This window comes from Knoellia sp. B-D-2, assembly GCF_057714695.1.
Genome location: NZ_CM173189.1, coordinates 1,627,694 through 1,652,723, shown reverse-complemented (window position 1 = coordinate 1,652,723; position 25,030 = coordinate 1,627,694). Strand labels below are relative to the sequence as shown.

The 25,030-nt window shown below is 71.1% G+C and carries 23 protein-coding genes; 10 read left to right on the top strand and 13 right to left on the bottom strand.

All coding sequences use genetic code 11. The features are described from left to right. Positions 1-29 precede the first annotated feature (29 nt). The 4 genes from AC3EU2_RS07845 (at position 30) to AC3EU2_RS07830 (ending at position 5,239) form a co-directional block, all read left to right on the top strand. Positions 30-377, top strand: coding sequence for a hypothetical protein (locus AC3EU2_RS07845; protein ID WP_488179143.1), 348 nt, complete (start codon positions 30-32; stop codon positions 375-377). Between the two features lie 42 nt (positions 378-419). Further along, positions 420-1,331, top strand: coding sequence for a non-homologous end joining protein Ku (gene ku / locus AC3EU2_RS07840; protein WP_488179142.1), 912 nt, complete (start codon positions 420-422; stop codon positions 1,329-1,331). A 43-nt stretch (positions 1,332-1,374) separates the two neighbouring features. Further along, the gene (locus AC3EU2_RS07835; protein ID WP_488179141.1) at positions 1,375-2,211 is read left to right on the top strand and encodes an Fpg/Nei family DNA glycosylase; all 837 of its coding nucleotides are present in this window, start codon (positions 1,375-1,377) and stop codon (positions 2,209-2,211) included. A gap of 508 nt (positions 2,212-2,719) precedes the next feature. Continuing rightward, positions 2,720-5,239, top strand: a complete 2,520-nt coding sequence (locus AC3EU2_RS07830; RefSeq protein ID WP_488179140.1) for an ATP-dependent Clp protease ATP-binding subunit — start codon at positions 2,720-2,722, stop codon at positions 5,237-5,239. A 183-nt stretch (positions 5,240-5,422) separates the two neighbouring features. Here AC3EU2_RS07830 and AC3EU2_RS07825 read toward each other — a convergent pair whose 3' ends face one another. After that, on the bottom strand, positions 5,423-6,103 hold the full coding sequence (locus AC3EU2_RS07825) for a DUF305 domain-containing protein (protein ID WP_488179139.1): 681 nt from the start codon (positions 6,101-6,103) through the stop codon (positions 5,423-5,425). Positions 6,104-6,282: 179 nt separating this feature from the next. On the opposite strand from AC3EU2_RS07825, the gene AC3EU2_RS07820 reads away from it, so the two are divergent. The 3 genes from AC3EU2_RS07820 (at position 6,283) to AC3EU2_RS07810 (ending at position 9,155) form a co-directional block, all read left to right on the top strand. Then, positions 6,283-7,698, top strand: coding sequence for an LVIVD repeat-containing protein (locus AC3EU2_RS07820; RefSeq protein ID WP_488179138.1), 1,416 nt, complete (start codon positions 6,283-6,285; stop codon positions 7,696-7,698). Positions 7,699-7,933: 235 nt separating this feature from the next. Next, positions 7,934-8,503 (top strand): zinc metalloprotease, encoded by a 570-nt coding sequence (locus AC3EU2_RS07815; protein ID WP_488179137.1) that lies wholly within the window; start codon positions 7,934-7,936, stop codon positions 8,501-8,503. 103 nt (positions 8,504-8,606) lie between these two features. Then, positions 8,607-9,155 (top strand): amino-acid N-acetyltransferase, encoded by a 549-nt coding sequence (locus AC3EU2_RS07810; RefSeq protein ID WP_488179136.1) that lies wholly within the window; start codon positions 8,607-8,609, stop codon positions 9,153-9,155. Positions 9,156-9,179: 24 nt separating this feature from the next. On the opposite strand, the gene AC3EU2_RS07805 is transcribed toward AC3EU2_RS07810, so the two are convergent. The 12 genes from AC3EU2_RS07805 to AC3EU2_RS07750 all read right to left on the bottom strand — a co-directional run bounded on the left by AC3EU2_RS07805 (position 9,180) and on the right by AC3EU2_RS07750 (position 22,156). After that, positions 9,180-10,691: an MFS transporter gene (locus AC3EU2_RS07805; RefSeq protein WP_488179135.1), complete on the bottom strand. Its 1,512-nt coding sequence runs from the start codon at positions 10,689-10,691 to the stop codon at positions 9,180-9,182. After that, positions 10,688-11,602 carry an HhH-GPD family protein gene (locus AC3EU2_RS07800; protein WP_488179134.1) on the bottom strand — a complete coding sequence of 305 codons (915 nt, stop codon included), beginning with the start codon at positions 11,600-11,602 and terminating at the stop codon, positions 10,688-10,690. The genes AC3EU2_RS07805 and AC3EU2_RS07800 overlap by 4 nt, the downstream gene beginning before the upstream one ends. Positions 11,603-11,617: 15 nt before the next feature. Next, on the bottom strand, positions 11,618-12,670 hold the full coding sequence (disA, locus tag AC3EU2_RS07795) for a DNA integrity scanning diadenylate cyclase DisA (RefSeq protein ID WP_488179455.1): 1,053 nt from the start codon (positions 12,668-12,670) through the stop codon (positions 11,618-11,620). A gap of 134 nt (positions 12,671-12,804) precedes the next feature. Continuing rightward, positions 12,805-14,214: a DNA repair protein RadA gene (gene radA / locus AC3EU2_RS07790; RefSeq protein ID WP_488179133.1), complete on the bottom strand. Its 1,410-nt coding sequence runs from the start codon at positions 14,212-14,214 to the stop codon at positions 12,805-12,807. Positions 14,215-14,224: 10 nt separating this feature from the next. Further along, a complete protein-coding gene (locus tag AC3EU2_RS07785) occupies positions 14,225-15,367 on the bottom strand; it encodes an MFS transporter (protein ID WP_488179132.1) in 1,143 nt (380 codons plus the stop codon). Positions 15,368-15,643: 276 nt separating this feature from the next. Beyond that, positions 15,644-16,090: a 50S ribosomal protein L9 gene (rplI, locus tag AC3EU2_RS07780; protein WP_488179131.1), complete on the bottom strand. Its 447-nt coding sequence runs from the start codon at positions 16,088-16,090 to the stop codon at positions 15,644-15,646. A 32-nt stretch (positions 16,091-16,122) separates the two neighbouring features. After that, entirely contained in the window at positions 16,123-16,359 is a 237-nt protein-coding gene (gene rpsR, locus AC3EU2_RS07775; RefSeq protein ID WP_035904052.1) for a 30S ribosomal protein S18, read from the bottom strand. A gap of 88 nt (positions 16,360-16,447) precedes the next feature. Further along, entirely contained in the window at positions 16,448-17,071 is a 624-nt protein-coding gene (locus AC3EU2_RS07770; RefSeq protein ID WP_488179130.1) for a single-stranded DNA-binding protein, read from the bottom strand. 85 nt (positions 17,072-17,156) lie between these two features. After that, the gene (rpsF, locus tag AC3EU2_RS07765) at positions 17,157-17,444 is read right to left on the bottom strand and encodes a 30S ribosomal protein S6 (protein WP_035938125.1); all 288 of its coding nucleotides are present in this window, start codon (positions 17,442-17,444) and stop codon (positions 17,157-17,159) included. A 138-nt stretch (positions 17,445-17,582) separates the two neighbouring features. Then, on the bottom strand, positions 17,583-18,833 hold the full coding sequence (locus AC3EU2_RS07760; RefSeq protein WP_488179129.1) for a glycosyltransferase 87 family protein: 1,251 nt from the start codon (positions 18,831-18,833) through the stop codon (positions 17,583-17,585). Between the two features lie 3 nt (positions 18,834-18,836). Then, positions 18,837-21,071, bottom strand: coding sequence for a transglycosylase domain-containing protein (locus AC3EU2_RS07755; protein WP_488179128.1), 2,235 nt, complete (start codon positions 21,069-21,071; stop codon positions 18,837-18,839). A gap of 107 nt (positions 21,072-21,178) precedes the next feature. Continuing rightward, positions 21,179-22,156 carry a helix-turn-helix transcriptional regulator gene (locus AC3EU2_RS07750; RefSeq protein ID WP_488179127.1) on the bottom strand — a complete coding sequence of 326 codons (978 nt, stop codon included), beginning with the start codon at positions 22,154-22,156 and terminating at the stop codon, positions 21,179-21,181. 102 nt (positions 22,157-22,258) lie between these two features. On the opposite strand from AC3EU2_RS07750, the gene AC3EU2_RS07745 reads away from it, so the two are divergent. The 3 genes from AC3EU2_RS07745 to AC3EU2_RS07735 all read left to right on the top strand — a co-directional run bounded on the left by AC3EU2_RS07745 (position 22,259) and on the right by AC3EU2_RS07735 (position 24,967). Further along, a complete protein-coding gene (locus tag AC3EU2_RS07745; protein ID WP_488179126.1) occupies positions 22,259-22,948 on the top strand; it encodes an alpha/beta fold hydrolase in 690 nt (229 codons plus the stop codon). Positions 22,949-23,189: 241 nt separating this feature from the next. Then, complete coding sequence (locus tag AC3EU2_RS07740) at positions 23,190-23,771, top strand: PadR family transcriptional regulator (RefSeq protein WP_488179125.1); 582 nt, start codon at positions 23,190-23,192, stop codon at positions 23,769-23,771. A gap of 104 nt (positions 23,772-23,875) precedes the next feature. Next, positions 23,876-24,967 carry an inositol-3-phosphate synthase gene (locus AC3EU2_RS07735; protein WP_488179124.1) on the top strand — a complete coding sequence of 364 codons (1,092 nt, stop codon included), beginning with the start codon at positions 23,876-23,878 and terminating at the stop codon, positions 24,965-24,967. Positions 24,968-25,030: the final 63 nt, after the last annotated feature.

Genomic DNA, 25,030 nt, shown 5'->3' with positions numbered 1-25,030 from the left:
ACCCGACGTCGAGGGTGTGGAATGGCCCCATGGCGATGGCGGGGGTCAGGCGCACGCGCAGCAACCTGCCCCGCGCCCTGCTGTTCGCGGGAGCCCTCGTCGCCGTGTTCCTCGCCGCCGGCGCCATCAGTGACCGTGTCGGACCTGTCGGGACGCGTGTCTCGTTCGCCCTCATCGCCGCGACGGTCGTCCTCGCGCCGGTGGCACTGGTCTGGGTCGTCGGTGAGCTGCACCTGCGTTGGTCGCCCCGCGGGCGCATCGCCAGGGGCGTGGTCGGCTGGACCCTCGTCGTCGCCTGCCTCGGGCTCCTCGTGACCCTGGCACCCGTGGGGGTCTACCTCCTCGTCATGTCCCTCGGGTACGCCGTCGGTTGGTGACGACGCACCCTGCGAGGTGAGCACCCGGCATACAGTGGTTCCATGCGTGCGATCTGGAAGGGCGCGGTGTCGTTCGGGCTGGTCAACGTGCCCGTACGGCTCTACTCGGCGACCGAGAACCATGACGTGCAGTTCCGTCAGGTGCACCGCGAGGACGGCGGCCGCATCAAGTACAAGCGGACGTGCAGCATCGACGGTGAGGAGGTGGCCTACGACGACATCGCCAAGGGCTACGAGACCGAGGACGGCGACATGGTCATCCTCACCGACGAGGACTTCACGGCCCTGCCGAGCAAGTCGTCCAAGGAGATCAACGTCGAGAAGTTCGTGCCGACGGAGCAGATCGACCCGATGCTCCTCGACAAGAGCTACTACCTCGAGCCCGACAAGACGGCGACCAAGCCCTATGTCCTGCTGCGCGAGGCCCTGGAGTCCGAGGGCCGGATGGCGATCGTCACGGTCTCGATCCGCACCCGGATGACGATGGCCGTGCTGCGGGTGCGTGACGGCGTCATCGTCATGCAGACAATGCTGTGGCCCGACGAGATCCGCACGCCCGACTTCGCCCACGTCGAGGAGGCCGGCGACGCCACCGACAAGGAGATGGCGATGGCCAAGCTCCTCATCGAGCAGCTCGCCGGCGACTTCGAGGCCGACGACTACGAGGACGACTACGCGATCGCCCTCCAGGAGCTCGTCCGCGCCAAGGTCGAGGGCGGCGAGGTCCGCGCCCCGGCCGCGAAGGCTGAGGAGTCCGGCGAGGTCGTCGACCTGCTGGCGGCACTGGCCAAGTCCGTGGAGAAGGCCAAGGCTTCCCGCGGGGAGGCGCCCTCGGCTGCCAAGAGCGACGCCGAGCCGAAGCCGGCGAAGAAGGCAGCTGCGAAGAAGACCACGGCCAAGAAGACGGCGTCGAAGAAGACTACGGCCAAGAAGGCGACCAAGAAGGCCTCCTGACCTCGGTCGACCCGTCGTCGGCTGCGTGCCGCAGGATGGGCGCATGCCCGAAGGCCACACCCTCTACGCGCTCGCCCGCGACCTCGACACCGCCTTCCGCGGCACCTCGCCCTCCGTGACGAGCCCGCAGGGCAAGTTCGCCGGCGGCGCCGCGCTCCTGTCGGGCCACGAGGTCCTCGAGGCTACGTCGTGGGGCAAGCACCTCTTCGTCGAGTTCGCCGGCGACCGGGTCCTGTGGGTGCACCTCGGCCTGATCGGCACCTTCACGATCGACACGACCTCGTATGTCGGTGAGCTGCCGGTGGTCGGCCAGGTCCGGTGCCGCTTCGCCACCGACGAGCACGTCGCCGACTTGCGTGGCCCGATGGTGTGCGACGTCGTGACGCACGAGAAGGTCGACGAGGTGCTCGCGCGTCTCGGACCGGACCCGCTGCGCCCCGACGACCCCCGCTCCGACCCCGACCTCGCGTGGGCGCGGATCCACCGCTCGTCCAAGCCGGTCGCCGAGCTGCTCATGGACCAAGCCGTGCTCGCCGGGGTGGGCAACGTCTATCGCTCCGAGGTCCTCTTCCGGCTCCGCGTGCACCCGTTCCGCCCGGGCAACAAGCTGCAGCGCCGGACGTGGCGCGCCATCTGGGCCGACCTCGTCGCCCTCCTCCCGCTCGGCGTCGCCACGAGCAAGATCGTCACCGTCCACGAGCAGGTGGACGAGGTGGCCCGGGCGCTCGAGTCCGGCGAGGAGGTGCGGCTCACCTCGCGCGACTCCTACGTCTACAAGCGGCAGGGCGAGGCCTGCCACGTCTGCGGCTCCCGGATCCGCACGCAGGTGGTCGCCGGCCGCAACCTCTTCTGGTGCGGCAACTGCCAACGTCGCGGCTGACCCCCCGCCCCCGCCGCCGCGCCCTTGCCCGCCGCCCGCCCTTGCCCGCCGCCCTCGCTTGCGTCTGCATGGATGGTGAGGTTTCTGACCATCCACGCAGACGCAAGCCCGGAAATTCGGTGGCGGCCGGCCCCAGCGCGTCGGCACACTGGACCGGTCGGTGCCGGTCGGGCGCGGGCAGGGGCCGTCGAGGCCGGGCGTTCAGGGGCGCCTCTGCCCACGCCTCCGCCCCGCCGACCGGCGCCACCACCAGCGGCCCCGTGGTCCGCGCGCCCTGCCCGGGGCCGGTCCGTGTTGTGGCCGGTCCCGCGCAGGCCCCCGGTCGCTCTGCCCACAGCGAACATGAGCGCCCTGGGCTCAGGCGTGGAACACCGGATGGGTATGCCGCGTTGGACGGCATGACACACCTCGCCGCTGCGTGCCGCGCGACTCATGTGAACTGGGGCGTCCGGCATACAGGCAGCGGGGATAGCATCGAGGTGACTCACATCAGTCAGGAGCCAGCACCATGTTCGAACGGTTCACCGACCGCGCCCGCCGGGTGGTCGTCCTCGCCCAGGAAGAGGCGCGGCTGCTCAACCACAACTACATCGGCACCGAGCACATCCTGCTCGGTCTCATCCACGAGGGTGAGGGAGTCGCGAGCAAGGCCCTCGAGAGCCTGGGGATCTCGCTGGACGCCGTCCGCGAACAGGTGCAGGAGATCATCGGCCAGGGCCAGCAGGCCCCGACCGGTCACATCCCGTTCACCCCGCGCGCCAAGAAGGTCCTCGAGCTGTCGCTGCGCGAGGCCCTCCAGCTCGGGCACAACTACATCGGCACCGAGCACATCCTGCTCGGCCTGATCCGCGAGGGCGAGGGAGTCGCCGCCCAGGTCCTCGTCAAGCTCGGCGCCGACCTCGGTCGGGTCCGCCAGCAGGTCATCCAGCTCATCTCGGGCTACCAGGGTGGCAAGGAGGGCGCCACGGCCGGCGTCGGCCAGGGTGGCCCCGCCGAGGGCGCCCCCGCCGGCTCGCTCGTGCTCGACCAGTTCGGTCGCAACCTCACCGTGGCTGCCCGCGAGGGCAAGCTCGACCCGGTCATCGGGCGTGAGAAGGAGATCGAGCGGGTCATGCAGGTGCTGTCCCGCCGCACCAAGAACAACCCGGTGCTCATCGGTGAGCCCGGCGTCGGCAAGACCGCCGTCGTCGAGGGCCTCGCCCAGGACATCGTGCGCGGCGAGGTGCCCGAGACGCTCAAGGACAAGCAGCTCTACACGCTCGACCTCGGCGCGCTCGTCGCCGGCAGCCGCTACCGCGGTGACTTCGAGGAGCGCCTCAAGAAGGTGCTCAAGGAGATCCGCACCCGCGGCGACATCGTGCTGTTCATCGACGAGATCCACACGCTCGTCGGTGCCGGGGCGGCCGAGGGCGCGATCGATGCCGCGTCGATCCTCAAGCCGATGCTGGCCCGTGGTGAGCTCCAGGTCATCGGTGCGACCACGCTCGACGAGTACCGCAAGCACATCGAGAAGGACGCCGCCCTCGAGCGTCGCTTCCAGCCGATCCAGGTGGCCGAGCCGACGCTGGCCCACGCCATCGAGATCCTCAAGGGCCTGCGCGACCGCTACGAGGCGCACCACCGCGTCTCGATCACCGACGGCGCGCTCGTCGCGGCGGCCAACATGGCCGACCGCTACGTCAACGACCGCTTCCTCCCCGACAAGGCCATCGACCTCATCGACGAGGCCGGCGCCCGGTTGCGCATCCGCCGCATGACCGCACCGCCGGACCTGCGCGAGTTCGACGAGAAGATCTCGATGGTCGTGCGCGAGAAGGAGTCGGCCATCGACGGCCAGGACTTCGAGAAGGCCGCACGCCTGCGCGACGACGAGAAGAACCTGCGTCTCGAGAAGCAGCAGCGTGAGACCGAGTGGAAGTCCGGCGACCTCGACGTCGTCGCCGAGGTGGACGAGGAGCTCATCGCGGAGGTCCTCGCGGCCTCGACCGGCATCCCCGTCTTCAAGCTCACCGAGGAGGAGTCCTCGCGGCTGCTCCACATGGAGGACGAGCTGCACAAGCGGGTCGTCGGCATGAACGACGCCATCAAGGCTCTCTCGCAGGCGATCCGTCGCACCCGCGCGGGCCTCAAGGACCCGCGTCGCCCCGGTGGGTCGTTCATCTTCGCCGGGCCCACGGGTGTCGGCAAGACCGAGCTCGCCAAGACGCTCGCCGAGTTCCTCTTCGGTGACGAGGACGCGCTCATCCAGCTCGACATGTCCGAGTACAGCGAGAAGCACACCGTCTCGCGTCTCTTCGGCTCGCCTCCCGGCTACGTCGGCTACGAGGAGGGCGGTCAGCTCACCGAGAAGGTGCGGCGCAAGCCGTTCTCGGTCGTGCTCTTCGACGAGGTCGAGAAGGCGCACCCGGAGATCTTCAACAGCCTGCTGCAGGTGCTCGAGGACGGCCGCCTCACCGACTCGCAGGGTCGGGTGGTCGACTTCAAGAACACCGTCATCATCATGACGACCAACCTCGGCACGCGGGACATCTCCAAGGGCGCCCTCGGCTTCTCTGCCGGCCCGGACACCCAGAGCGGCTACGAGCGGATGAAGAACAAGGTCACGGACGAGCTCAAGCAGCACTTCCGTCCCGAGTTCCTCAACCGCGTGGACGACACGATCGTCTTCCCGCAGCTCACCCAGGACGAGATCATCCAGATCGTCGACCTCGAGATCGCCAAGCTCGACAAGCGGCTCAAGGACAAGGACATGGGCATGGAGCTCACGCCCGCGGCCAAGACGCTGCTCGCCAAGCGCGGCTACGACCCCGTGCTCGGTGCGCGCCCGCTGCGTCGCACCATCCAGCGCGAGATCGAGGACGTCCTGTCCGAGAAGATCCTCTTCGGCGAGCTCAAGGCCGGCGAGATCGTCGCGGTCGATGCCACCGGCGAGGGCAAGGACGACACCTTCACCTTCGCGGGTGCCCGCAAGGCCGAGACCATCGCCGTCCCGGTCATCACCGCAGGCACGAGCACCGGCACCGAGTAGTCGCAGGTCCCGACCGGCGAGCAGTCGCGGGTCCCGACCGCACGACGCGGCGGGGTGTGCAGCGAGCGCGAGCTCGCAGCACACCCCGCCTCCGTCTTGTCCGTCCCGATCTCGCCAATTCCCCGGTTCGGGACAGACACGCCGTGTCCCCAACGGGGGAATTGGCGAGTTGAGTCCGGGGGGTCAGGTCAGGCGCTGGAGCATCGTCTGCATCTGCTGGATCTGCTTGAGCTGGGTCACGTTGATCTCGGCGGCCATCTCGCTCACCGGCTCCTCGCCGGCGACGTCCCCGTGGGTGCCGACCATGTCCAGCGCGCCCTCGTGGTGCGCGGTCATGAGGGTGAGGAACATCCGGTCCGCGGCCACCCCCGACGCCTTCGCGAGCCCGGTCAGCTGCGCTGCCGTCGCCATGCCGGGCATCCCGTCGTGCGCGTGGTCCGCGAGCCGGGGGTTGGTCGCCTGCGGCGGCACCTCCTGCTTGCGGTCGGTGAGCCACTTGGCCATGTACGTGATCTCGGGGTCCTGCTCGTCGGCGATGCGCGAGGCGATCGCCTTGACCTGGGTGTCGGTGAGACGCGGCATCGCCGTCTCGACCATGACGATCGCCTGGGCGTGGTGGACGATCATGTCCTGGAAGAAGGAGACGTCGCCGGGTGCCACGGTCGCCTTGGGGCCGGCGGTCGCCGCGGCCCTGCCACTGAGCGTCGCGTTCGGCTCCCCCGGCAGACCGGGCTGGATCACGGGGTCGGTCGAGGTCGGACCCGGCGTCGCGGGCACCGCCCGGGGCTCGTCCCCGCTGCACCCGGTGGCGCCCAGGGCGACGGCGAGCGAGAGGGTCACGGCGGCGAGGTGGCGAATGGGCATGCGCCGCACTGTAGTTGGCCTCTCTGGACACCCGCGTTGTCCCGACCGGACAGAACTGCTCTGTAGGAACTTTCTTACCTGCCCTTTACCCAACGTGTGGACTTCTTCAGTCAGCATGAGCGCACCGCACATTCATCTGGGGCAGCCGCATGCCGGACTGGCCCGACGGAGGAGGAACCATGAGGCTTTTCCGCACAGTGGGAGTGGCGGCTGTCGCCGCGCTCACCGCGAGCGGCTGGGGCGTGTCGTCGGCAGGCGCGGCCGACGTCGAACCCGAGGCGGTCGGCAAGTCCGGCACCCAGCTCGCGCCCGACCAGGTCGGCCGCAGCGCCAACGTCCAGCACCTCTTCAACATCCCGCACATCACGCCCGTCGACAGCACCGGCAGCGACATCGCCTTCTCGGGGAACAAGGCGTTCGTGGGCAACTACGACGGCTTCGTCATCTACGACGTGTCCAGACCCTCCTCGCCGACCGTGCTCGCGCGCGTGCTCTGCCCCGGCTCGCAGAACGACATCACGATCTCGGGCGACCTGCTCTACCTGTCGACCGACTCCGCCCGAAGCGACACCTCGTGCAACTCGACCACGGCCCCGACGTCGGACAAGGCGTCGTGGGAGGGCATCAAGATCTTCGACGTCTCCAACCCACGGGTGCCGAAGTACATCAAGGCCGTCGAGACCAAGTGCGGGTCGCACACCAACACCTTGGTGCCCGGCAAGAAGTCCGACTTCCTCTACATCTCGAGCTACTCGCCGCGTGCCGAGTTCCCGGACTGCCAGCCGCCGCACGACTCGATCAGCATCGTCGAGGTCCCGAAGAAGAACCCGACCGACGCCAAGGTCGTCGCCGAGCCCAACCTGTTCCCCGACGGTGGCAACCCCGGCGGCGTGAACGCCGCGGGCAAGCCGTACTCCGCGACGACCGGCTGCCACGACATCACGGCCTACCCGTCCAAGAAGATCGCCGCCGGTGCCTGCATGGGTGACGGCGTCATCATGGACATCTCCAACCCGGTGGCACCCAAGGTCATCGAGACCGTCCAGGACACGACGAACTTCGCGTTCTGGCACTCGGCCACCTTCAACAACGACGGCACCAAGGTCATCTTCACCGATGAGCTCGGAGGCGGCGGCCAGGCCACCTGCAACGCCACCGTCGGCCCGACCCGCGGCGCCAACGGGATCTACGACCTGTCGGCCGACAACCAGCTGACCTTCAAGTCGTACTACAAGATCGACCGCCACCAGAACGACTCCGAGAACTGCGTCGCCCACAACGGCTCGCTCATCCCGATCAAGGACCGCGACGTCATGGTGCAGTCCTGGTACATGGGTGGCACGTCCTTCTGGGACTTCACCGACTCGGCGAACCCGCGTGAGATCGGCTACTTCGAGCGCGGCCCGAACGGCGGCGTCGGTGGCGGCGGCGGCGGAACCTGGTCGTCGTACTACTACAACGGCCACGTCTACTCGTCCGACCTGGGCAAGGGCTTCGACGTCCTCAAGATCACCGACCGCGACCTGCAGAACGCGGCCAAGGTCAAGATGGACGAGCTCAACCCGCAGAGCCAGCCGGTCTACAAGACCCGCTGACCCTCGGCGCCTGGAACCACAGGGTGCTGAAGGACCGGCCGTCCGTGCCTCGGGGCACGGGCGGCCGGTGTGCGTGTGCCTCGGGCCTCTCGCGCCGCTCACCGCATGACTAGTAACTTTTACCCTCCCTTTACCCGCTTTCACACGCGTTTGGGCCATCCTTGCCTGACCCGAACGAGCGTCGCTGCCCGGAGACCACGCGCAGCACGACCACCCCATGTGGAGGAGTCCCCCGATGAAGGTTTGGCCCACAGCCTTCTTCGCCGCGTTGCTCACCTGTGCGACAACGCTGCTCGCCCCGCCGAGTGCCGTCGCTGCCACGGCGTGGGTGGACTACCCCTTCTTTCGTGACACCGTCCCCGTGTACAACCGCTTGGGGGTCTCGGGTACCACCACGGCCGCTCACCGCTGGGAGGTCGGGACGGGGATCGACCTCGTTCCGGTGTCCTCCGAGCCGTACCGAGGGATCACGATCAGGTGGAGCTCGGCCAGGTCAGGAACCAAGGTGGGGGGCTGGGTCGAGGTCAGCACGTGGTATCCCACCGGGCCGAACGGCAGCCTGGAGATCGGCGACTGCACCGTCAACGTGAACACGAATGTCGGCGGGGTCGGTCGACCGTACGGCAAGTGGCTCGCTGCCATCGTCTCCCACGAGGTCGCGCACTGTCTCGGTCACTGGGACCACGCCGCCTACCCGCACATCATGCGGCCGTTCATCTCGAAGAACCAAGCTCTCGCCGGTACGGCCTGGACTCCCTCGGCCACCGATCTGGGTCGACTCCGAGTCGCATACACGACCAACTGACCGGACCCACCCGGCCGGTCCCGGGACGGGCTGGTCGGTCCCGGCGAGGGTCTACCCCTGCTCGGACGGCCGGTCCTTCGCCTCTGCCGTGATACTGGTCCGCGTGAACACCGCACCTGAGCGCCCCACCGCACCGGACCGCCCCACCGGCACGGACGGCATACGGATCCGCCCGGCACGGACCGCGGACGTGCGCGCGATGCGTGGGCTCGTGGCACCCCTGGCCGAGCAGCGGGTGCTGCTCCAGAAGGAGGCGGTGGCCTACTACGAGTCGGTCGGCGACTTCGTCGTGGCCGAGCGCGACGGCGAGGTCGTCGGGTGCGGTGCCGTCCACGTCCTGTGGGAGGACCTCGCCGAGATCCGCACGCTCGCGGTCTCGTCGGCGGCGCTCGGGCACGGCATCGGGTCACGCATCCTCGAGCGGCTCGTCGCGCGGGCGGGCGAGCTCGGCGTGGAGCGCCTGTTCTGCCTCACCTTCGAGACCGACTTCTTCCGCCGCCACGGGTTCACGCCGATCGAGGGCCAGGCCGTCGAGCCGTCGGTCTACGCCGAGCTGCTGCGCTCCTACGACGAGGGCGTCGCCGAGTTCCTCGACCTCGAGCGGGTCAAGCCCAACACCCTGGGCAACACCCGCATGCTCCGCGTGCTCTGACCCGGGGGCCCTCGTCCCGCGCCCTCAGGCCCGGGCGCGGCGGACCTGCATCGAGAGCACGAGCACGATGACGAGCAGCCCGCTGATGACGCCGAACCCGACCTCGGGCACGAGCGGGAGCGCGATCCCCAGCCCGCCGCCGACCACCCAGGCGATCTGGAGGACGGTCTCGGACCAGGCGAAGACGCTGGTGCGGACGTTCTCGGCCACGTCACGCTGGATGATCGCGTCAGTGCTGAGCTTGATGACCTGCGAGCAGAGGCCCGCGCAGAGGCCGAGGACGAGCAGGGCGACCAGGGAGTAGGCCAGCGCCGTCGCGAGCGCGGCGCCGACGATGACGAGCAGCGCGACGGCGACGATGCGGTCCGGTGGCAGCCGGCGAGCGGCGTTGCCCACGACCGTCCCGAGGGCGTTGCCGGCACCCGCGGCGCCCACGACGAGGGCCAGGACGAGGGTGCCGCTGTGCCCCGGGATCGGGTTCTCGCGCATGAGGAAGGCCATGAAGAGGGTGAGGAAGCCGGTGAGCAGCCGGCCGCCCATGGCGCTGACGAGCGCGGCCCGCACCGACACCGGGAGGGCGAGGACCCTGGCCCGGAGCCCGGCCGCAAGACCGGCGACCCGGCCACCGGGCTCGTCGGCGGGCACGAGGTCGCGGGACACCGGCCGCGGCGGGGGGCGCGCGTCCTCGATGTCGACCTCGCCGACCGAGGAGTCCACCCGGGCCGGCAGCATGACGGCGAGCACCGTCCCGAGGACGTAGATGACGAACGCCAGCCGCAGCGACCACTCGGGTCCGATCCGCGCCAGCGCGCCGGCGAGCCCGCCGCCGACAGCCATGCCGGCGACCCCCGCCAGGGCGATCCGGGAGTTGGCCCTCACGAGGGTGAACCCGGTCGGCAGGAGCCGGGGGATCGCCGCCGACCGGGTCACCCCGTAGGCCTTGGACGCGACGAGGCACCCCAGGGCCGCCGGGAACAGCCACGGCGAGTCCGTCGCGACCGCGCCGGCCAGCACCCAGCAGAGGAAGGCCCGCAGCGCGAGGGTGGTCCCGATGGCCCAGCGCCGGCCGTGGCGGAAGCGGTCGAGCAGCGGCCCGATGAACGGCGCGAGCAGCGCGAACGGCGCCATCGTCAGCAGGAGGAACTGCGCCACCTGGGCCCGGGCCTCGTCGGTGGGGATCGCGAAGATCGTCCCGGCGAGGCTGACCGTGAGCGCCGCGTCGGCGCAGATGTTGACGAAGTGCAGCTCGACGAGCCGGGACAGGCCGCTCTCGCCGGCACCCGAGGACCGGGCGAATGCGCGGGCGCGCTGGGTCCCGGCCCGCCCTCCGCGCCCGGCGAGGCGGGCGCCCCCGACCGTCGTGCGGCCGATGACCCGGAAGGCCTTCGCCGTGCCCGCGCGGACGTGGTACGGGTCCGGGGGGCTCTTGCGCGCGGCGTACCCCGCCTCCCCGGGCTCGGGTGCGGGTCCAGGTGCAGGTGCGGGCCCGGTGGGGTCATGGTCCCCGGGGCTCGTGCGGTCGCCGGGCTGGCTCACGCCGACGCCTCCGTCAGGCCAGGCAGCGCGAACCGGTCATCGGCGACCGGCTCGACCAGCCCGTCCTCGATGAGACCGGCCAGGCACCGGTCGACCTGCGTCTCGTCGTGCGTCGGCGCGAGGTCGGGGCGCGGGACGGACGCGGGCAGCTCGCGCAGGGTCTGGAGGATGACCCCGCGCACCTGCCGGTCGGTGCCGTGCCACTTCTGCCCCCGACGAGGCGGACCGTCGTATGCCGGCCGCCCCCCGAGCACCCACGCGCACCTGCCGCTCACGGGACAGACGTCGCACCGGGGGCTGCGAGCGGTGCACACGAGGGCACCGAGCTCCATCACCGCGACGTTCCAGGTGGCGGCTGCGTCGTCGTCGTCGGGCAGGAGGTTCTCGGCCAGGGCCACCTCGGCACGGGTCATGGCCGGCGAGGCCTGCGCCGTGCCGGTGACGACTCGGGCCTGCACCCGGCGCACGTTGGTGTCGACGACGACCGAACGGTCCCCGTAGGCGAAGGCCGCGACGGCCGCCGCGGTGTAGTCGCCGATCCCGGGCAGCGCCCGCAGCTCGGTCTGGTCGCGCGGCACCTGTCCATCATGCCGCTCCGTGATGGCGGTCGCGGCCTCATGGAGTCGCAGCGCGCGGCGGGGGTAGCCGAGCCGCCCCCACGCCCGCACGACCTCCCCGGGCGACTCGCGCGCGAGGTCGGCCGGTGTGGGCCAGCGCGCCATCCAGTCGCGCCAGATCGGCTCGACGCGCGCGAGCGGCGTCTGCTGCGACATCACCTCAGAGAGGAGGACGCCCCACGGCGAGCACGACGGGTCGCGCCACGGGAGCAGGCGCGCGCTGACGGCATACCAGTCGAGGACGGCCTCGTGCAGCGAGGCCACGTCAGGACCCGAGGGGAGCGAAGCGCTCACGATGCCCGGTCCCGGTCAGACGTAGCGCTCGAGGATGCTGCTCTCCGCGAGTCGTGACAGGCCCTCGCGGACGAGCCGGGCCCGTCCCTCGCCGACGCCCTCGACGCCCATGAGGTCGTCGACGCCGGCGGCGAGGAGCTTCTGGAGGCTGCCGAAGTGCTCGACGAGGCGGTCCACGATGGCTCCGGGCAGTCGGGGCACCTTGCTGAGCATCCGGTAGCCGAGCGGGCTCACCGAGGAGTCGAGCGCGTCGCCGACGACGGTGAACCCGAGCGCCTTGGCGCCCGCGACCGGGTCGAGGAGCTCGGTGGCGTCGATGTCGGTGAGGTTGGCGATGGCCTGCTCGAGCTCGTGCTCGCCCCGGGACTCGTGGAGGTAGTCGCGGATGACGAGCCCGAGGTCGTCGGACAGGCCTCCGGTGAGCTCCTCGAGCTGGAGGCTGAGCAGGCGCCCGTCGGTGCCGAGCTGGAGGACGTAGTCGCTGATCTCGTCCTTGATCCGGCGCACCATCTCGAGGCGCTGGAGCACGTTGGCGACGTCGCGGACGGTGACGAGGTCCTCGATCTCGAGCGCCGAGAGGGTGCCGGTGACCTCGTCGAGGCGGTGCTTGTAGCGCTCGAGGGTCTGCAGCGCCTGGTTGGCGCGCGAGAGGATCTGGCTGGAGTCCTCGAGGACGAACCGGCTGCCGCCGACGTAGAGGGCGACGATGCGCATCGACTGGCTCACCGAGACGACGGGGAAGCCGGTCTGCTTGGCGACGCGCTCGGCGGTGCGGTGGCGGGTGCCGGACTCGCTCGTCTCGATGCTCGAGTCGGGGACGAGCTGGGTCGCGGCGCGCAGGATCTTGGTGACGTCGCGGTCGCAGACGATGGCGCCGTCCATCTTGGCCAGCTCGCGCAGGCGGGTCGCGGAGAACTCGACCTCGAGGGGGAAGCCGCCGGTGGCGATCTCGTCGATGACGCGGTCGGTGCCGAGGACGATGAGGGCGCCGGTGCGACCGCGCAGGATGCGTTCGAGCCCGTCCCGCAGCTCGGTCCCGGGGGCGACGGCAGCCAGCGTGGTGCGCATCAGCTCGTCCTCGTGCAGCGGCGTTGCCACGTGGGTCCCCTTCGGTGTTCGTCGCAGGTCAGGTTCCCCCGCCTCGCTCGCGAGTCTAACGGCGCAGGTGCACGCTCCGGTCCGCCCTGCGGGTCACGTCCCGGTCACCGGACGGCGGCGGAAAGGGCCGGGGCGGCCGGAGCGGCCGCCACGGTCACGGCCTCGAGGACGGTGGCGACCTCGACGACGCGCATCCCGTCGGGGACCGGCCCACCCCCGACGACCCCGCGGGGCACGATCGCCGTGGTGAACCCCAGCCGGGACGCCTCGGCGAGCCGGCGGTGCGCGCCCGTCACGGGACGGAGCTCACCGGCGAGCCCGACCTCCCCGAACGCGACGGTTCCGGTGGGCAGCGCCTGGTCGGTGAGGGCGCTGGCCAGCGCGAGCGTGAGCGCGAGGTCGGCGGCCGGTTCGGTGATGCGCACGCCACCCACCGTCGAGACGAACACGTCCTTGCGGCCGATGGGCGCCTTGGCGCGGGCCCCGAGCACGGCGAGGATCATCCCGACCCGGGCCGAGTCCAGACCGCTCGTCGCGCGGCGGGGGTTGGGCATCTCGGTCTGGTCGACGAGGGCCTGCACCTCGGTGACGAGGGGGCGGCGGCCCTCGAGGGTGACCGTGACGCAGGTGCCGGGGACGGCGGCGGTGCGGTTGGAGAGGAACAGCCCGCTGGGGTCCGCGAGACCGGTGATGCCGACGTCGGAGAGGTCGAAGCAGCCGACCTCGTCGGTCGGGCCGTAGCGGTTCTTCACCGCGCGCACGAGCCGGAGCCGGCTGTGCCGGTCGCCCTCGAACTGCACGACGACGTCGACGAGGTGCTCGAGCACCCGCGGCCCGGCGATGGAACCGTCCTTGGTGACGTGCCCGACGAGCATCGCCGCGATCCCCCGCGACTTGGCGGTGGCGATGATGCTGGCGGCCACCTCACGGACCTGCGACACGTTGCCCGCCGCGCCCTCGACGTCGGCGCTGCTGATCGTCTGGACCGAGTCGACGATGACGAGCTCGGGCTGGACCTGGTCGATCTGCCCGAGCACGGTGGCGAGGTCGGTCTCGGACGCGAGGAAGAGGGTGCGGGCCATCGCCTCGATCCGCTCGGCCCGGCTGCGCACCTGCGCCGCCGACTCCTCGCCGCTGATGTAGAGGACGCGCCGCTCGTGACCCGGCTCGCCACCCCGGGCGGCCCGGCCGGCGACGTCGAGCAGGAGCGTGGACTTGCCGATGCCCGGCTCGCCCGCGACGAGCACCACCGCGCCGGGCACGAGCCCACCGCCGAGCACCCGGTCGAACTCGGGGACTCCGGTCGGGCGTGCCTCGGCGCGGGTGACGTCGACCTCGCCGATGGGGACGGCGGGGCGCTCGACGCTCTTGGCGGCGGTCGTCCGCGCGGTGACGGCGCCGACCTCGGTCACCGACCCCCAGGCCTGGCACTCGCCGCAGCGACCGACCCACTTGACCGTCGTCCACCCGCACTCCGTGCACCGGTATGCCGGTCTCGTGCCCTTCGCTGCCATGCGGGCCAACCTAGGCGAGCCGACCGACAGGGCGGGGACGCAGGGCGTGCCCGGCTGCCAGCACGAGCGATCCTGCGGCGCAGGTCAGCCAGAGCGGTCCCACTCCGGCGGCGAGCAGGGGCGCACCGACGAGGGGTGCCACGACGGTCGCGACGCCCCAGGACAGGCCGAACACCGTCATGACGGCGGCGCCCAGGCCCAGTCCACCCATCCGCGCCGCGGTGGCCTGGTACGTGCCGAGCAGCAGCGAGCCGCTGGCCCCCTCGAGGACGGCGCCGAGGACCAGACCGGCGAGGTCGCCGGTCGCCCACAGCGCCAGACCCCCGGCGAGCATCACGTGCCCGACGACGAGGGCGGTCCGCGGCGGCATCTGAGCCTCGAGGCGGGAGAGCACCCGCTGCGCCGCGATGGCCGAGGCAGCGGCGACGGCCAGGACCCAGCCGGTGGCCGATGTCGAGTGGCCCGCCCGGTCGACGGCCAGCGGGAGCATGAAGACGATGACCATGACGAGGGTCGCGTGGACGGTGCCGATGGCGGTCCACCCGAGAAGCCGCCGGGACAGGGCGGCTCGCCACGGCGAGGGGTGTCGCTCGGCGCGAGCAGACGGGAGCAGGACGACGGCCGCCCCGGCAGCCACGACGCTCGAGACGGCGTCGCAGACGAAGATCGCCGACACGCCCCACCGCCCGAGCAGCGCCGCGAGCAGTCCGGAGACGACGCCCGCGACCGCGAGGGTCGACCACAGAAGGGCGAACGCGGAGGCCTGCCTCGACGCCGCCACCGTCTCGGCGATGATCGCCTGCGTTGCGGGTTCGATGAGCTCGTAGGCCAGCCCCAGGACGAGCACCGACCCGACGACGACCGGGACGGTGTCGCCCACCCCGATCGCCAGCAGGGCGGCCGCGCAGGACAGCAGCCCGAGCACGACGGTCCACCGGGCCCCGAGCCGGGTCGCGAGGACGCCGCCGAGGATGCGGCTCGGGATGGTGCAGGCACCGAAGACGGCGAGCACGACGCCCACCGACGACAGGGACATGCCGAGGTCGCGGGCGAGCCGCAGGCCGAGGAAGCTCATCCCGAAGCCGCCGAGCCGGTTGACGACCCGCACGGCGACGACGGCGCGCAGCACCGAGGTCGGGTGGGTCAGCGGCACGGGCGCGACCCTACGTGGCCGCACCGACGCCTCGCGCGTCGCCGCCCAGTCGCCGACCCATGCCGCACTCGACCTGCCCAGGTGCCCTCGCTGGTCCATGTCACTCTCGCCGGTCCATGGCGTCCCAGGGCCATGCATGAACGGGAACGACGTGGACGATCGGGACCTGCAGGACCTGCGGGCTTCGGGCCACAGGCCACAGGGAACGGGCCACAGGGAACGCGACAGCGCCCGGCCCCCCACAGGGGACCGGGCGCTGTCGGCGAGCGGGCTTCGTCAGCCGGCGACGACGTTGAGCGTCACCTTGGCCTGCACCTCGGGGTGCAGGCGGACGAGGGCCTCGTGGGCGCCCGTGCTCTTGATCGGGGTCGGGACCTCGATCTTGCGCTTGTCGAGGTCCGTGCCGATGGCGGCCTTGACCGCGGCGGCGATGTCGGCGGAGGAGACGGCACCGAAGAGGCGTCCCTCCTTGCCGGAGTGCGCGGGGACCGTGACGGGCTTGGACTCGAGGTTGCCCTTGATCGACGTGGCCTCCTCGAGCGACTTCACCTCGCGGACCTCGCGGCCCTTGGCGATGGAGTCGACCTGCTTCTGTCCGCCCTTGGTCCACGCCGTCGCGAGGCCGCGACGGAAGAGGAAGTTGCGGGCGTAGCCGTCCTTGACATCGACGACGTCACCGGCGGTACCGAGGCTCGAGACCTCGTGCGTGAGAATCACCTTCATGTCAGCTCTCCTTCTGGTGCAAGGTCGCCGCGTCAGCGGGACGAGCTGGAGTAGGGAAGGAGCGCCATCTCACGGGCGTTCTTGACCGCGTTGGCGATCAGACGCTGCTCCTGGACGGACACGCCGGTCACCCGACGAGCGCGGATCTTGCCGCGGTCGGAGATGAACTTGCGCAGCAGCGCCGTGTCCTTGTAGTCGATGTTCTCGACCTTCGCCGCCTTGAGCGGGTTGGCCTTCTTCTTGGGCTTGCGCACAACTGGCTTGGCCATCGTGGTGCTCTCCTTCTGCTGAGCTCTTCAGCGGATGAGCCCTGGTCTCCCAGGGATGGTGTGGAACGTTGGAGTGTGGTGCTGTGACTCAGAAAGGGGGCTCGTCGTAGGCCGGAGCGTTGCCCCAGCCTCCCTGACCACCCTGCTGACCACCTGCAGGCTGGCCGCCCTGGGGCGCACCACCCTGTGAGGAACCGGCCGACTGACCGCCGGCAGGCTGGTTCCAGCCGCCGCCCTGGCCGCCCTGCGAGGCCCCACCTGAAGGTGCGGATCCGCCGGTCGCCCACGGGTCCTGCTGGGCCCCGCCGTCGCCGCCGCCACCAAAGCCGCCACCGCCGCCGCCACCGCGTGAGGTCTTGTTGACCTTGGCGGTCGCGTACTTCATCGAGGGGCCGACCTCGTCGACGTCCATCTCGATGACGGTGCGCTTCTCGCCCTCCTTGGTCTCGTACGAACGAGACTTCAGACGACCGGTGACGATGACCCGGGTGCCCCGGGCGAGGGACTCGGCGACGTTCTCGGCCGCGTCACGCCAGACCGAGCAGCGCATGAACAGCGTCTCGCCGTCCTTCCACTCGTTGCTGGCCTTGTCGAACGTGCGCGGCGTGGAGGCCACGGTGAAGTTCGCGACGGCAGCACCCGAGGGGGTGAAGCGCAGCTCGGGGTCACCGGTGAGGTTCCCGACGATCGTGAGGACGGTCTCGCCTGCCATGGATCAGATCCCTTTGGTCTGTGAGCGGTGAAGCGGTTTCAGGGTGCGCCGTGGGCGCGGTCAGCGTGGAACGCTGTGACGAGAGTCAGGCAGCGGGACGAAGGAGCTTCGTCCGCATGATCGACTCGTTGAGCCCGAGCTGACGGTCCAGCTCCTTGGCGGTGGCCGGCTCCGAGGTGAAGCGGACGACGGCGTAGATGCCCTCGGCCTTCTTCTTGATCTCGTAGGCCAGACGACGGCGGCCCCAGATGTCGACGTTGTCGACGGTGCCCCCGTCCTTGGTGATGACGGTGAGGAACTTGTCGAGCGACGGCTGGACCGTGCGGTCGTCGAGCTCCGGGTCGAGGATGACCATGAGTTCGTACTGACGCATGCGTTAACCCGCCTCCTTCGGTCTGAACGGTCACGGTCTCTCCGTGACAGGAGGGTATGCAGCGCTGCCGACACCGCCGTGGAGTTGTCCACAGGGCACAGGCAACGTCGCCAAGGGTACCGGCAGGACGGCATACGGCTAAATCCGGGCCGGCCCCACTTCCTGGACCGGCTCCGGCGCGCCCCTGGGGTCGCCCTCGTCGCCGACGGAGGGCCCGGTCGCGGTCTGCCAGGCCCGCGACGCGAGGTACACCACGGACGCCACGCGCAGGAGGAGGGCCAGGGCGTACCAGCTCGGCGGCAGCGACCGGTTCGCGTCCTGGAGCCCGGCGAGGTAGAGCCAGACCGCGACGAAGTGGACGCCCTCCGCGAGCGCCCAGACGAGGTGGTCGCGCCAGCGCAGCCCGGCCAGGGCCACGAGCGGGACCAGCCAGAGCGAGGACTGCACCGGGAAGGAGCGCCCGCTGACGAGCACGACCGCTACGACGACCAGCGCCACCGCGCCGAGACGTGGCGTGCGCGGCGCCCCGAGCACGAGCACGCCCGCGAGCACCACGGCGAGCGCGACCCCGAGGACGCCGAGGACGGTGAGGGTCGTCGGCGACCACGCGCTCCCGCCAAGGGTCGGGAGGTACCAGACCGAGCCCAGCCCCGCCCCGTTCTCGAACGACGCCGTCCACGCCCGCGTCAGCGTCGACGGCGAGGTGAGCAGCAGCGGTCCGGCGACGACGGCGACCACGCCCAGCGCTCCGCCGGCGACACCGGCCAGCTCCCGCTCACGGCCGGTGCGCCACGCGTGCATCGCCACGACGACGAGCAGCAGCGCCGGATAGGTGCGGGCCATGACCCCGGCACCGAGCAGCGCCCCCGCCAGCACCGGGTGACGGCGGCTCCACGCCCACAGCCCGCCCGTGGCGAGCACGACACCGAGCAGGTCGGGCGACAGCAGGAGGGTGAGCGCGGCGACGGGAGCGAGGGCGACGTGGAGCGGGTCGGCGCCGGGTTGACCCGGGCTCGTGCGCACCCACCACGCCATGAGGACCAGGGCGGCGACGGCGAGCACGGCCCACACGCCGAGCACCCAGCGCTGCGTCGCCAGCGCGCCGCTCCCGGGTGCCAGACCCGAGACGAGGGAGACGACCGCGCCGGTCAGCGGCGGGTGGTCGAGCGCGACGTCACCCGCGAACCAGGCACCGACCCCTCGGTCGGCACCGCTGGTCCGCACCGAGACGGCGAGGTCGGAGTAGCAGAAGCGCCAGAACGGCTCCTGACCTCCCCACCCCCGCTCCAGGCAGGGCCCCTGCCGCCACACGGACACGAGCACCGGCAGCGCGGCGAGCAGCGCGACGGGAGCGAGGGCCGCCGCCGTGCCGCCCCGCCGGGCGGGCACGGGTCAGCCCTGGGGTTCGTCGCCGGTCGAGGGCGTCGGCTCGGGGGGGGTCGGCTCGGGGAGGGTCGGCACGGGGACGGTCGGCGTGCCGGGCCTGGTCCTCGTCGGCCCGGGGGTGGGCTCGGGTTCGGCCGTCTGGGTCGGGGTCGGCTCGGACGTCTGGGTCGGGGTCGGGGTCGGGGTCGGCTCCGGCGCCCGGGTCGTCGGCCTCGGGGTGTCACCGGTGTTGCCGCCGGTGTTCGAGGGCCGCTGGGTCTGCCTGGGGGCGGCGTCCTTGTTGATGTAGGCGGGCTCCGGGAACGTCAGCTTCTCCATGCCGTCGGTGGCGACGCGCATGTAGTCGGTCCAGAGCCGGACCGGGATGGTGCCACCGGTGATGGCGCCCCACCCGGGGACGTCGTCCATCTGGTTCTCCTCCTTGATCGACCCGTCGCCCTTGTACATCCCGACGGCGGTGGCCAGCTGCGGGGTGAACCCGTCGAACCACGCGGAGTAGTTGTCGCTCGAGGTCCCGGTCTTCCCGGCCGCCTCACGGTCGAGCCGGTCGCCGGCGTACTCGCCGCTGCCCCGCTCCACGACCTGCTGCATGGAGTAGACGACGTCGGAGACGAGGTCCTCGTCGAAGACGCGTTTGGTGACCGGCTTGGCCGTGTAGTCGAAGGAGTCGTCGGTGGAGGCGACCGCCTGGACGTAGTAGGGGGTCGCCCTGACGCCCTTGGCGGCGAGGGTGGCGTAGGCGTTGGCCATGTCGATGACCTTGACGCTGTCGCTGCCGAGGACGTTGGCGTAGTTGGCGTTGAGCTTGGTCGTGATGCCGGCCGCCGTCGCCGCCGCCGCCGTCTTCTTCGGCGTGGCGAGGATGTTGAGGCGGGCGAAGACGGTGTTGACCGAGTCGGCCGTGGCCTCGGGGACGGTGATCCGGCCGAAGTCGCGATTGTTGAAGTTGCGGACCCCGCCTCGCCGGTTGAAGTCGGTCTCGCCTGCGGGGTTCTCGAACTCGTCGAAGTACTGCGGGCTCGACCCGTCGAAGCTGTTGCGGATGCTCACGTCCCCACCCTGGAGGGCGGCGATGAGGGTGAAGATCTTGAAGACCGACCCGGCCTGCATCGTCGCGTCGGTGGCGGTGTTGAACTGGTTCTTGGCGTAGTCGGCGCCGCCGTAGAGCGCCTGGACCGCGCCGTCACCCGGCTTGATCGAGGCCAGCCCGACGTTGAGGCCGGTGGCCCCCTTGGGCATGCGCTCGGACACCGCGGCGAGGGCGGCCACCTGCTTGGGGCGGTTGATGGTCGTGGTGATCCGCAGCCCACCGCGGGAGATGTCGGCCTCGGTGAGCTTGACCTTCCCCGCGAGCTCGTCCTTGACGAGCTGGACGATGTAGCCGGCGGGACCGGCCGCCGACGGGGGCTTGTAGGGCTCGAACTTCGGGAACACGGCGGCGGTGCGCTGCTGCGGCGTCAGCCAGCCCTGGGCGACCATGGCGTCGAGGATGTAGGAGGAGCGGGTCTGCGCGTTCTTGGTCTGCTCGGCCCCGAGGCGGGGGTCGTAGAACGAGGGGCCGCGGATGGCGGAGGCGAGGAAGGCGCCCTCGGCCGGGGTGAGCTTGGAGACGTCCTTGCGGAAGTAGGCCTTGGACGCGGTCTGGATGCCGTAGGCGCCGCGGCCGTAGTAGATCGTGTTGAGGTAGTTCTCGAGGATCTGGTCCTTGGACTGCTGGCCGTCGATCTTGACCGAGATGAGGATCTCGCGCGCCTTGCGCTGCAGCGTCCGGTCCTGGCTGAGGAAGTAGTTCTTGACGTACTGCTGGGTGATCGTCGACCCGCCCTGCGTGGCCGAGCCGCCCTTGACCGCGACCCACACGGCGCGGGCGATGCCGGTCGGGGAGATCCCGTTGTTCTCGTAGAAGTTGCGGTCCTCGGCGGCAAGCATCGCGCGCTGCACGTGGATCGGGACCTGCTTGAGTTCGACCGACTCCCGGTTGAACTCGGAGATCCGCGCGAGCTCGGACTTGCCGTCGGAGTAGTAGACGACCGAGGTCTGCGCGGTCGCGACCTCGTTGGGCTTGGGCACGTCGGTCATCGCGTAGGCGACGCCCAGGCCGACCACGCCGAGCAGGAACAGCGCGAGCAGCGTCCACAGGATCCGACGGGGCCACGAGCGGCGCTTGCCGCCCTTGGACCGCTTGGCGGGGGTCTCGCGGCGGCGGCTGGCCTCGACGCGGGATCGGGGTGTGGAGCTCATGAAGGACTTTCGGACGACCGGTGCGGGCAGGGCGGCGCGCCCTGTCACGCAGGGTCGGCCGCATCCAGTATGACGTGCCGAACCTGAGAACCGTGCTCAGGGAACTCTCAGGTCCTGCGCGCGACGGCGGCCGTGAGCTGGGCGGCGACGGTGCCGCCCTCCTCGAGGAGGGCGTCCCCGCCCTCGATCCGGAACGGCACGGGGACCCGGGCCAGCCACTCGCGGACGTACATCGCGGGGTTGCTCGTGCTGCCCTCCAGGACACACCCGTCCGTATGCCGTCCGAGCCGTCCCATGGCCGGGTGCACCCACCGCTCGACCTCCTCCACCGCGGCCGCGAAGACGACGCGGGTCTCGTGCTCCCACCCCACACCGAGGTGCTGCTCGAGGGCGGCGACCGGGTCGAGATCGTCGGGCCGCTCGAAGGGCTCAGGGAGCATCTCGACCTCCCGCACGCGGTCGATCCGGTAGGTGCGCACGGCCCCGGCCCGATGGGAGTGGCAGAGCAGGTACCACCTCGTGTGGCGCACGACGACGGCCCACGGGTCGGTGGTGTCCTCCCACGTGGACCCGGAGTCGCTCGCGTAGGTGAGCCGGACCCGGCGCTGCTGGGCGCTCGCGGAGACCAGCGCGCTGGTCGTCGTCGGGTCGGGCCGGCTGGGGTGCCGGTCCGGGGTCGCCGAGGCGTGGTCGCGCAGGGCGGTCGCCTCGCGGGCGGCGCCCCGGGGCAGGGCGCGCACGACCTTGTCGAGGGCGGAGCCGACGTCGTCCGCGCCGCCGGAGGTGGCGGCGCTCGGGTGGCTGTCGATGACGGCCATGACGAGGCTGAGCGCCTCGGTCTCGGTGAACACGACGGGGGCGAGCGCGGCGCCGCGCCCGAGCGCGTAGCCGCCGTGCGGTCCCCGCGTCGACACGACGGGGATGCCGGCCTCCCGCAGGATCGCGACGTGGCGCCGCGACGCGCGCTCGCTCACCCCGAGGCGGCGGGCCAGCTCGGCGGCGGTCACGCCCGGACGGTTCTGGAGGATCTCGAGAGTGCGCAGCGCCCGCGCGGTGGGGCTGATCTCGCCGGGCACGGAGGTCACGAGGACACGCTCGCACGCCGGACGGCATACCGGAAGGGGTTCGTCCGGATCACCTCCTACGGTGACGGAGTCAGGAGCGAGCACCACCCCAAGGAGATCGACATGCACCTCGTCCTCATCGCCGGACTCTGGCTCGACGCGGCAGCGTGGGACGCCGTCGTCCCCGAGATCAGCGCGCTCGGGCACACCGCCGTGCCGGTTCGGCTGCCCGGGCAGGGAGACGGTTCCGCGGGCGCGACCTTCGACGACCAGGTGGTGGCGGTCGTCGCCGCCGTCGACGCGGCTCCGGCGCCCGTCGTGGTCGTGGGGCACTCGGCGGCCTGCAGCCTCGCGTGGGCGGCCGCCGACGCCCGCCCGGACGCGGTCGGCTCGGTCGTCTTCATCGGGGGCTTCCCGGTCGCCGACGGGGCGACCTACGCCGACTTCTTCGACCCGACCGGGGACGCCGTGCCGTTCCCCGGATGGGAGACCTTCGCCGGGCCGGACTCCGACGACCTGGATGACGAGGCGAAGGCTCGGTTCGAGGCCAACGCGGTCCCGGTGCCGGTGGCGGTGACCCGCGGGGTCGTCCACCTGCGCGACGATCGCCGCTACGAGGTCCCCGCGGTGCTCGTCTGTCCCGAGTTCTCGCCGGCGCAGGCCCGGGAGTGGATCGACAGCGGCGACGTCCCCGAGCTCGCCCGGATCCCCCGGCTCGAGCTCGTCGACATCGACTCCGGCCACTGGCCGATGTTCTCGGCGCCGCGCCGCCTCGCCGAGCTGCTCGTGGCGGCGGTACCGACCACGAGCTGAACCCTCCGCTCGCACACGTCCTCGATCGGCGCTGTGCACTGCTGCGCTGAGCCGCAGCAACGCACACTCCGCCCCCCGCGCGCTGTGCACTGCTGCGCTGGGGTGCAGCAGTGCACAGCAGCGCGCGAGGAGGTGCTCGGCGTCGGGATGTATCGGGGCGATATAACCATCGGGTACAGTTCGGGTGACAAAGGCTGACTTTGTCAGTGACGACCCCGGACGAGCGTGAGGTGGTGATCCGATGAGCAAGCGCTCCCAGCTGCTCGACTTCGCCCTCCTCGGCCTGCTCCACGACGGCCCGACGCACGGCTACGAGCTCCGTCGCCGACTCAACGAGGCGCTCGGCGCGTTCCGCGCGCTGTCCTACGGGACCCTCTACCCGGCCCTGTCGGGGCTGCTCGACCGGGGCCTCATCGCCCAGCAGGCGCCGCCGGCCGCTCCGGCGACGACCGCGGCCCGGCCTCCCGGGCGCAACCGGATCGTCTACGCGATCACCCCGGCGGGCAAGGAAGCGTTCGAGGAGGCCGCTCGGCGCACCGACACCGCGGCCTACGACGACGACGGCTTCGGCGTAAGACTGGCCTTCTTCGGGCGCACCGAGGCCGACGTCCGGATGCGCATCCTCGAGGGACGGCGCTCGCGGGTGCAGGAGCAGCTCGAGACCGTCCGCGAGAACTCCGAACGCGGCCGGGAGCGCCTCGACTCCTGGACCGCGGCGCTCCAGCGCCACGGCGAGGAGAGCACCGAGCGCGAGGTGCGCTGGCTCACCGAGCTCATCGACGCCGAGCGCCGCCACCCCACCGACCCCGGCCCCCAGCCGTAGCCGGCCACCCGAACCACCCCCCGACCAACCCGAGGGCCCGGGCGCACGCCACGGACCCCGCCGCAGGACACACAGCACCACACCATCACCGAAGGAGCACCACCATGGGATCGATCCGCGTCGCCATCGTCGGCGTCGGCAACTGCGCGAGCTCGCTCGTGCAGGGAGTCGAGTACTACAAGGACGCTGACGCCACGGCGACAGTGCCCGGCCTCATGCACGTCACGTTCGGCGACTACCACGTGAGCGACGTCGAGTTCGTCGCCGCGTTCGACGTCGACGACAAGAAGGTCGGCAAGGACCTCGCCGAGGCCATCAACGCCTCCGAGAACAACACCATCAAGATCGCCGACGTCCCCACGACCGGCATCGAGGTCCAGCGCGGCCACACCCTCGACGGGATCGGCAAGTACTACGCGCTCACCATCGACGAGTCCCCGGCCGAGCCCGTCGACGTCGTCCAGGTCCTCAAGGACGCCCAGGTCGACGTGCTCGTCTCCTACCTGCCGGTCGGCTCCGAGGTGGCCGACAAGTTCTACGCGCAGTGCGCCATCGACGCCAAGGTCGCCTTCGTCAACGCCCTCCCCGTCTTCATCGCCTCCGACCCCGAGTGGGCCAAGAAGTTCGAGGACGCCGGCGTCCCGGTCATCGGCGACGACATCAAGAGCCAGGTCGGCGCGACCATCACGCACCGCGTCATGGCCAAGCTCTTCGAGGACCGCGGCGTCACGCTCGACCGGACCTACCAGCTCAACGTCGGCGGCAACATGGACTTCAAGAACATGCTCGAGCGCGAGCGCCTCGAGTCCAAGAAGGTCTCCAAGACCCAGGCCGTCACGTCCAACCTCACCGGCTCCCTCGCCGGGCTGACCGACAGCCGCAACGTCCACATCGGCCCGTCCGACTACGTCGCGTGGCTCGACGACCGCAAGTGGGCCTACGTCCGCCTCGAGGGTCGAGCCTTCGGTGACGTGCCGCTGAGCCTGGAGTACAAGCTCGAGGTCTGGGACTCCCCCAACTCGGCCGGCATCATCATCGACGCCATCCGGGCGGCGAAGATCGCCAAGGACCGTGGCATCGGCGGCGCGCTCATCAGCGCCTCGTCCTACCTCATGAAGTCCCCGCCCGTGCAGCGCGAGGACACCGAGGGCCGCACCAAGCTCGAGGCGTTCATCGCCGGCACCGAGGAGCGCTGACCCAGCCGCTCCCACCGCGACTGGTCTGCACCCACCGCCGGGGTCCCGATTCGGGGCCCCGGC

Coding starts and splice junctions, on each gene's coding strand:
- AC3EU2_RS07845 (WP_488179143.1), top strand. CDS start 30: ATGGCGATGGCGGGGGTCAGGCGCACGCGCAGCAACCTGCCCCGCGCC.
- ku (WP_488179142.1), top strand. CDS start 420: ATGCGTGCGATCTGGAAGGGCGCGGTGTCGTTCGGGCTGGTCAACGTG.
- AC3EU2_RS07835 (WP_488179141.1), top strand. CDS start 1,375: ATGCCCGAAGGCCACACCCTCTACGCGCTCGCCCGCGACCTCGACACC.
- AC3EU2_RS07830 (WP_488179140.1), top strand. CDS start 2,720: ATGTTCGAACGGTTCACCGACCGCGCCCGCCGGGTGGTCGTCCTCGCC.
- AC3EU2_RS07825 (WP_488179139.1), bottom strand. CDS start 6,103: ATGCCCATTCGCCACCTCGCCGCCGTGACCCTCTCGCTCGCCGTCGCC.
- AC3EU2_RS07820 (WP_488179138.1), top strand. CDS start 6,283: ATGAGGCTTTTCCGCACAGTGGGAGTGGCGGCTGTCGCCGCGCTCACC.
- AC3EU2_RS07815 (WP_488179137.1), top strand. CDS start 7,934: ATGAAGGTTTGGCCCACAGCCTTCTTCGCCGCGTTGCTCACCTGTGCG.
- disA (WP_488179455.1), bottom strand. CDS start 12,670: ATGCGCACCACGCTGGCTGCCGTCGCCCCCGGGACCGAGCTGCGGGAC.
- radA (WP_488179133.1), bottom strand. CDS start 14,214: ATGGCAGCGAAGGGCACGAGACCGGCATACCGGTGCACGGAGTGCGGG.
- rplI (WP_488179131.1), bottom strand. CDS start 16,090: ATGAAGGTGATTCTCACGCACGAGGTCTCGAGCCTCGGTACCGCCGGT.
- rpsR (WP_035904052.1), bottom strand. CDS start 16,359: ATGGCCAAGCCAGTTGTGCGCAAGCCCAAGAAGAAGGCCAACCCGCTC.
- AC3EU2_RS07770 (WP_488179130.1), bottom strand. CDS start 17,071: ATGGCAGGCGAGACCGTCCTCACGATCGTCGGGAACCTCACCGGTGAC.
- rpsF (WP_035938125.1), bottom strand. CDS start 17,444: ATGCGTCAGTACGAACTCATGGTCATCCTCGACCCGGAGCTCGACGAC.
- AC3EU2_RS07755 (WP_488179128.1), bottom strand. CDS start 21,071: ATGAGCTCCACACCCCGATCCCGCGTCGAGGCCAGCCGCCGCCGCGAG.
- AC3EU2_RS07745 (WP_488179126.1), top strand. CDS start 22,259: ATGCACCTCGTCCTCATCGCCGGACTCTGGCTCGACGCGGCAGCGTGG.
- AC3EU2_RS07740 (WP_488179125.1), top strand. CDS start 23,190: ATGAGCAAGCGCTCCCAGCTGCTCGACTTCGCCCTCCTCGGCCTGCTC.
- AC3EU2_RS07735 (WP_488179124.1), top strand. CDS start 23,876: ATGGGATCGATCCGCGTCGCCATCGTCGGCGTCGGCAACTGCGCGAGC.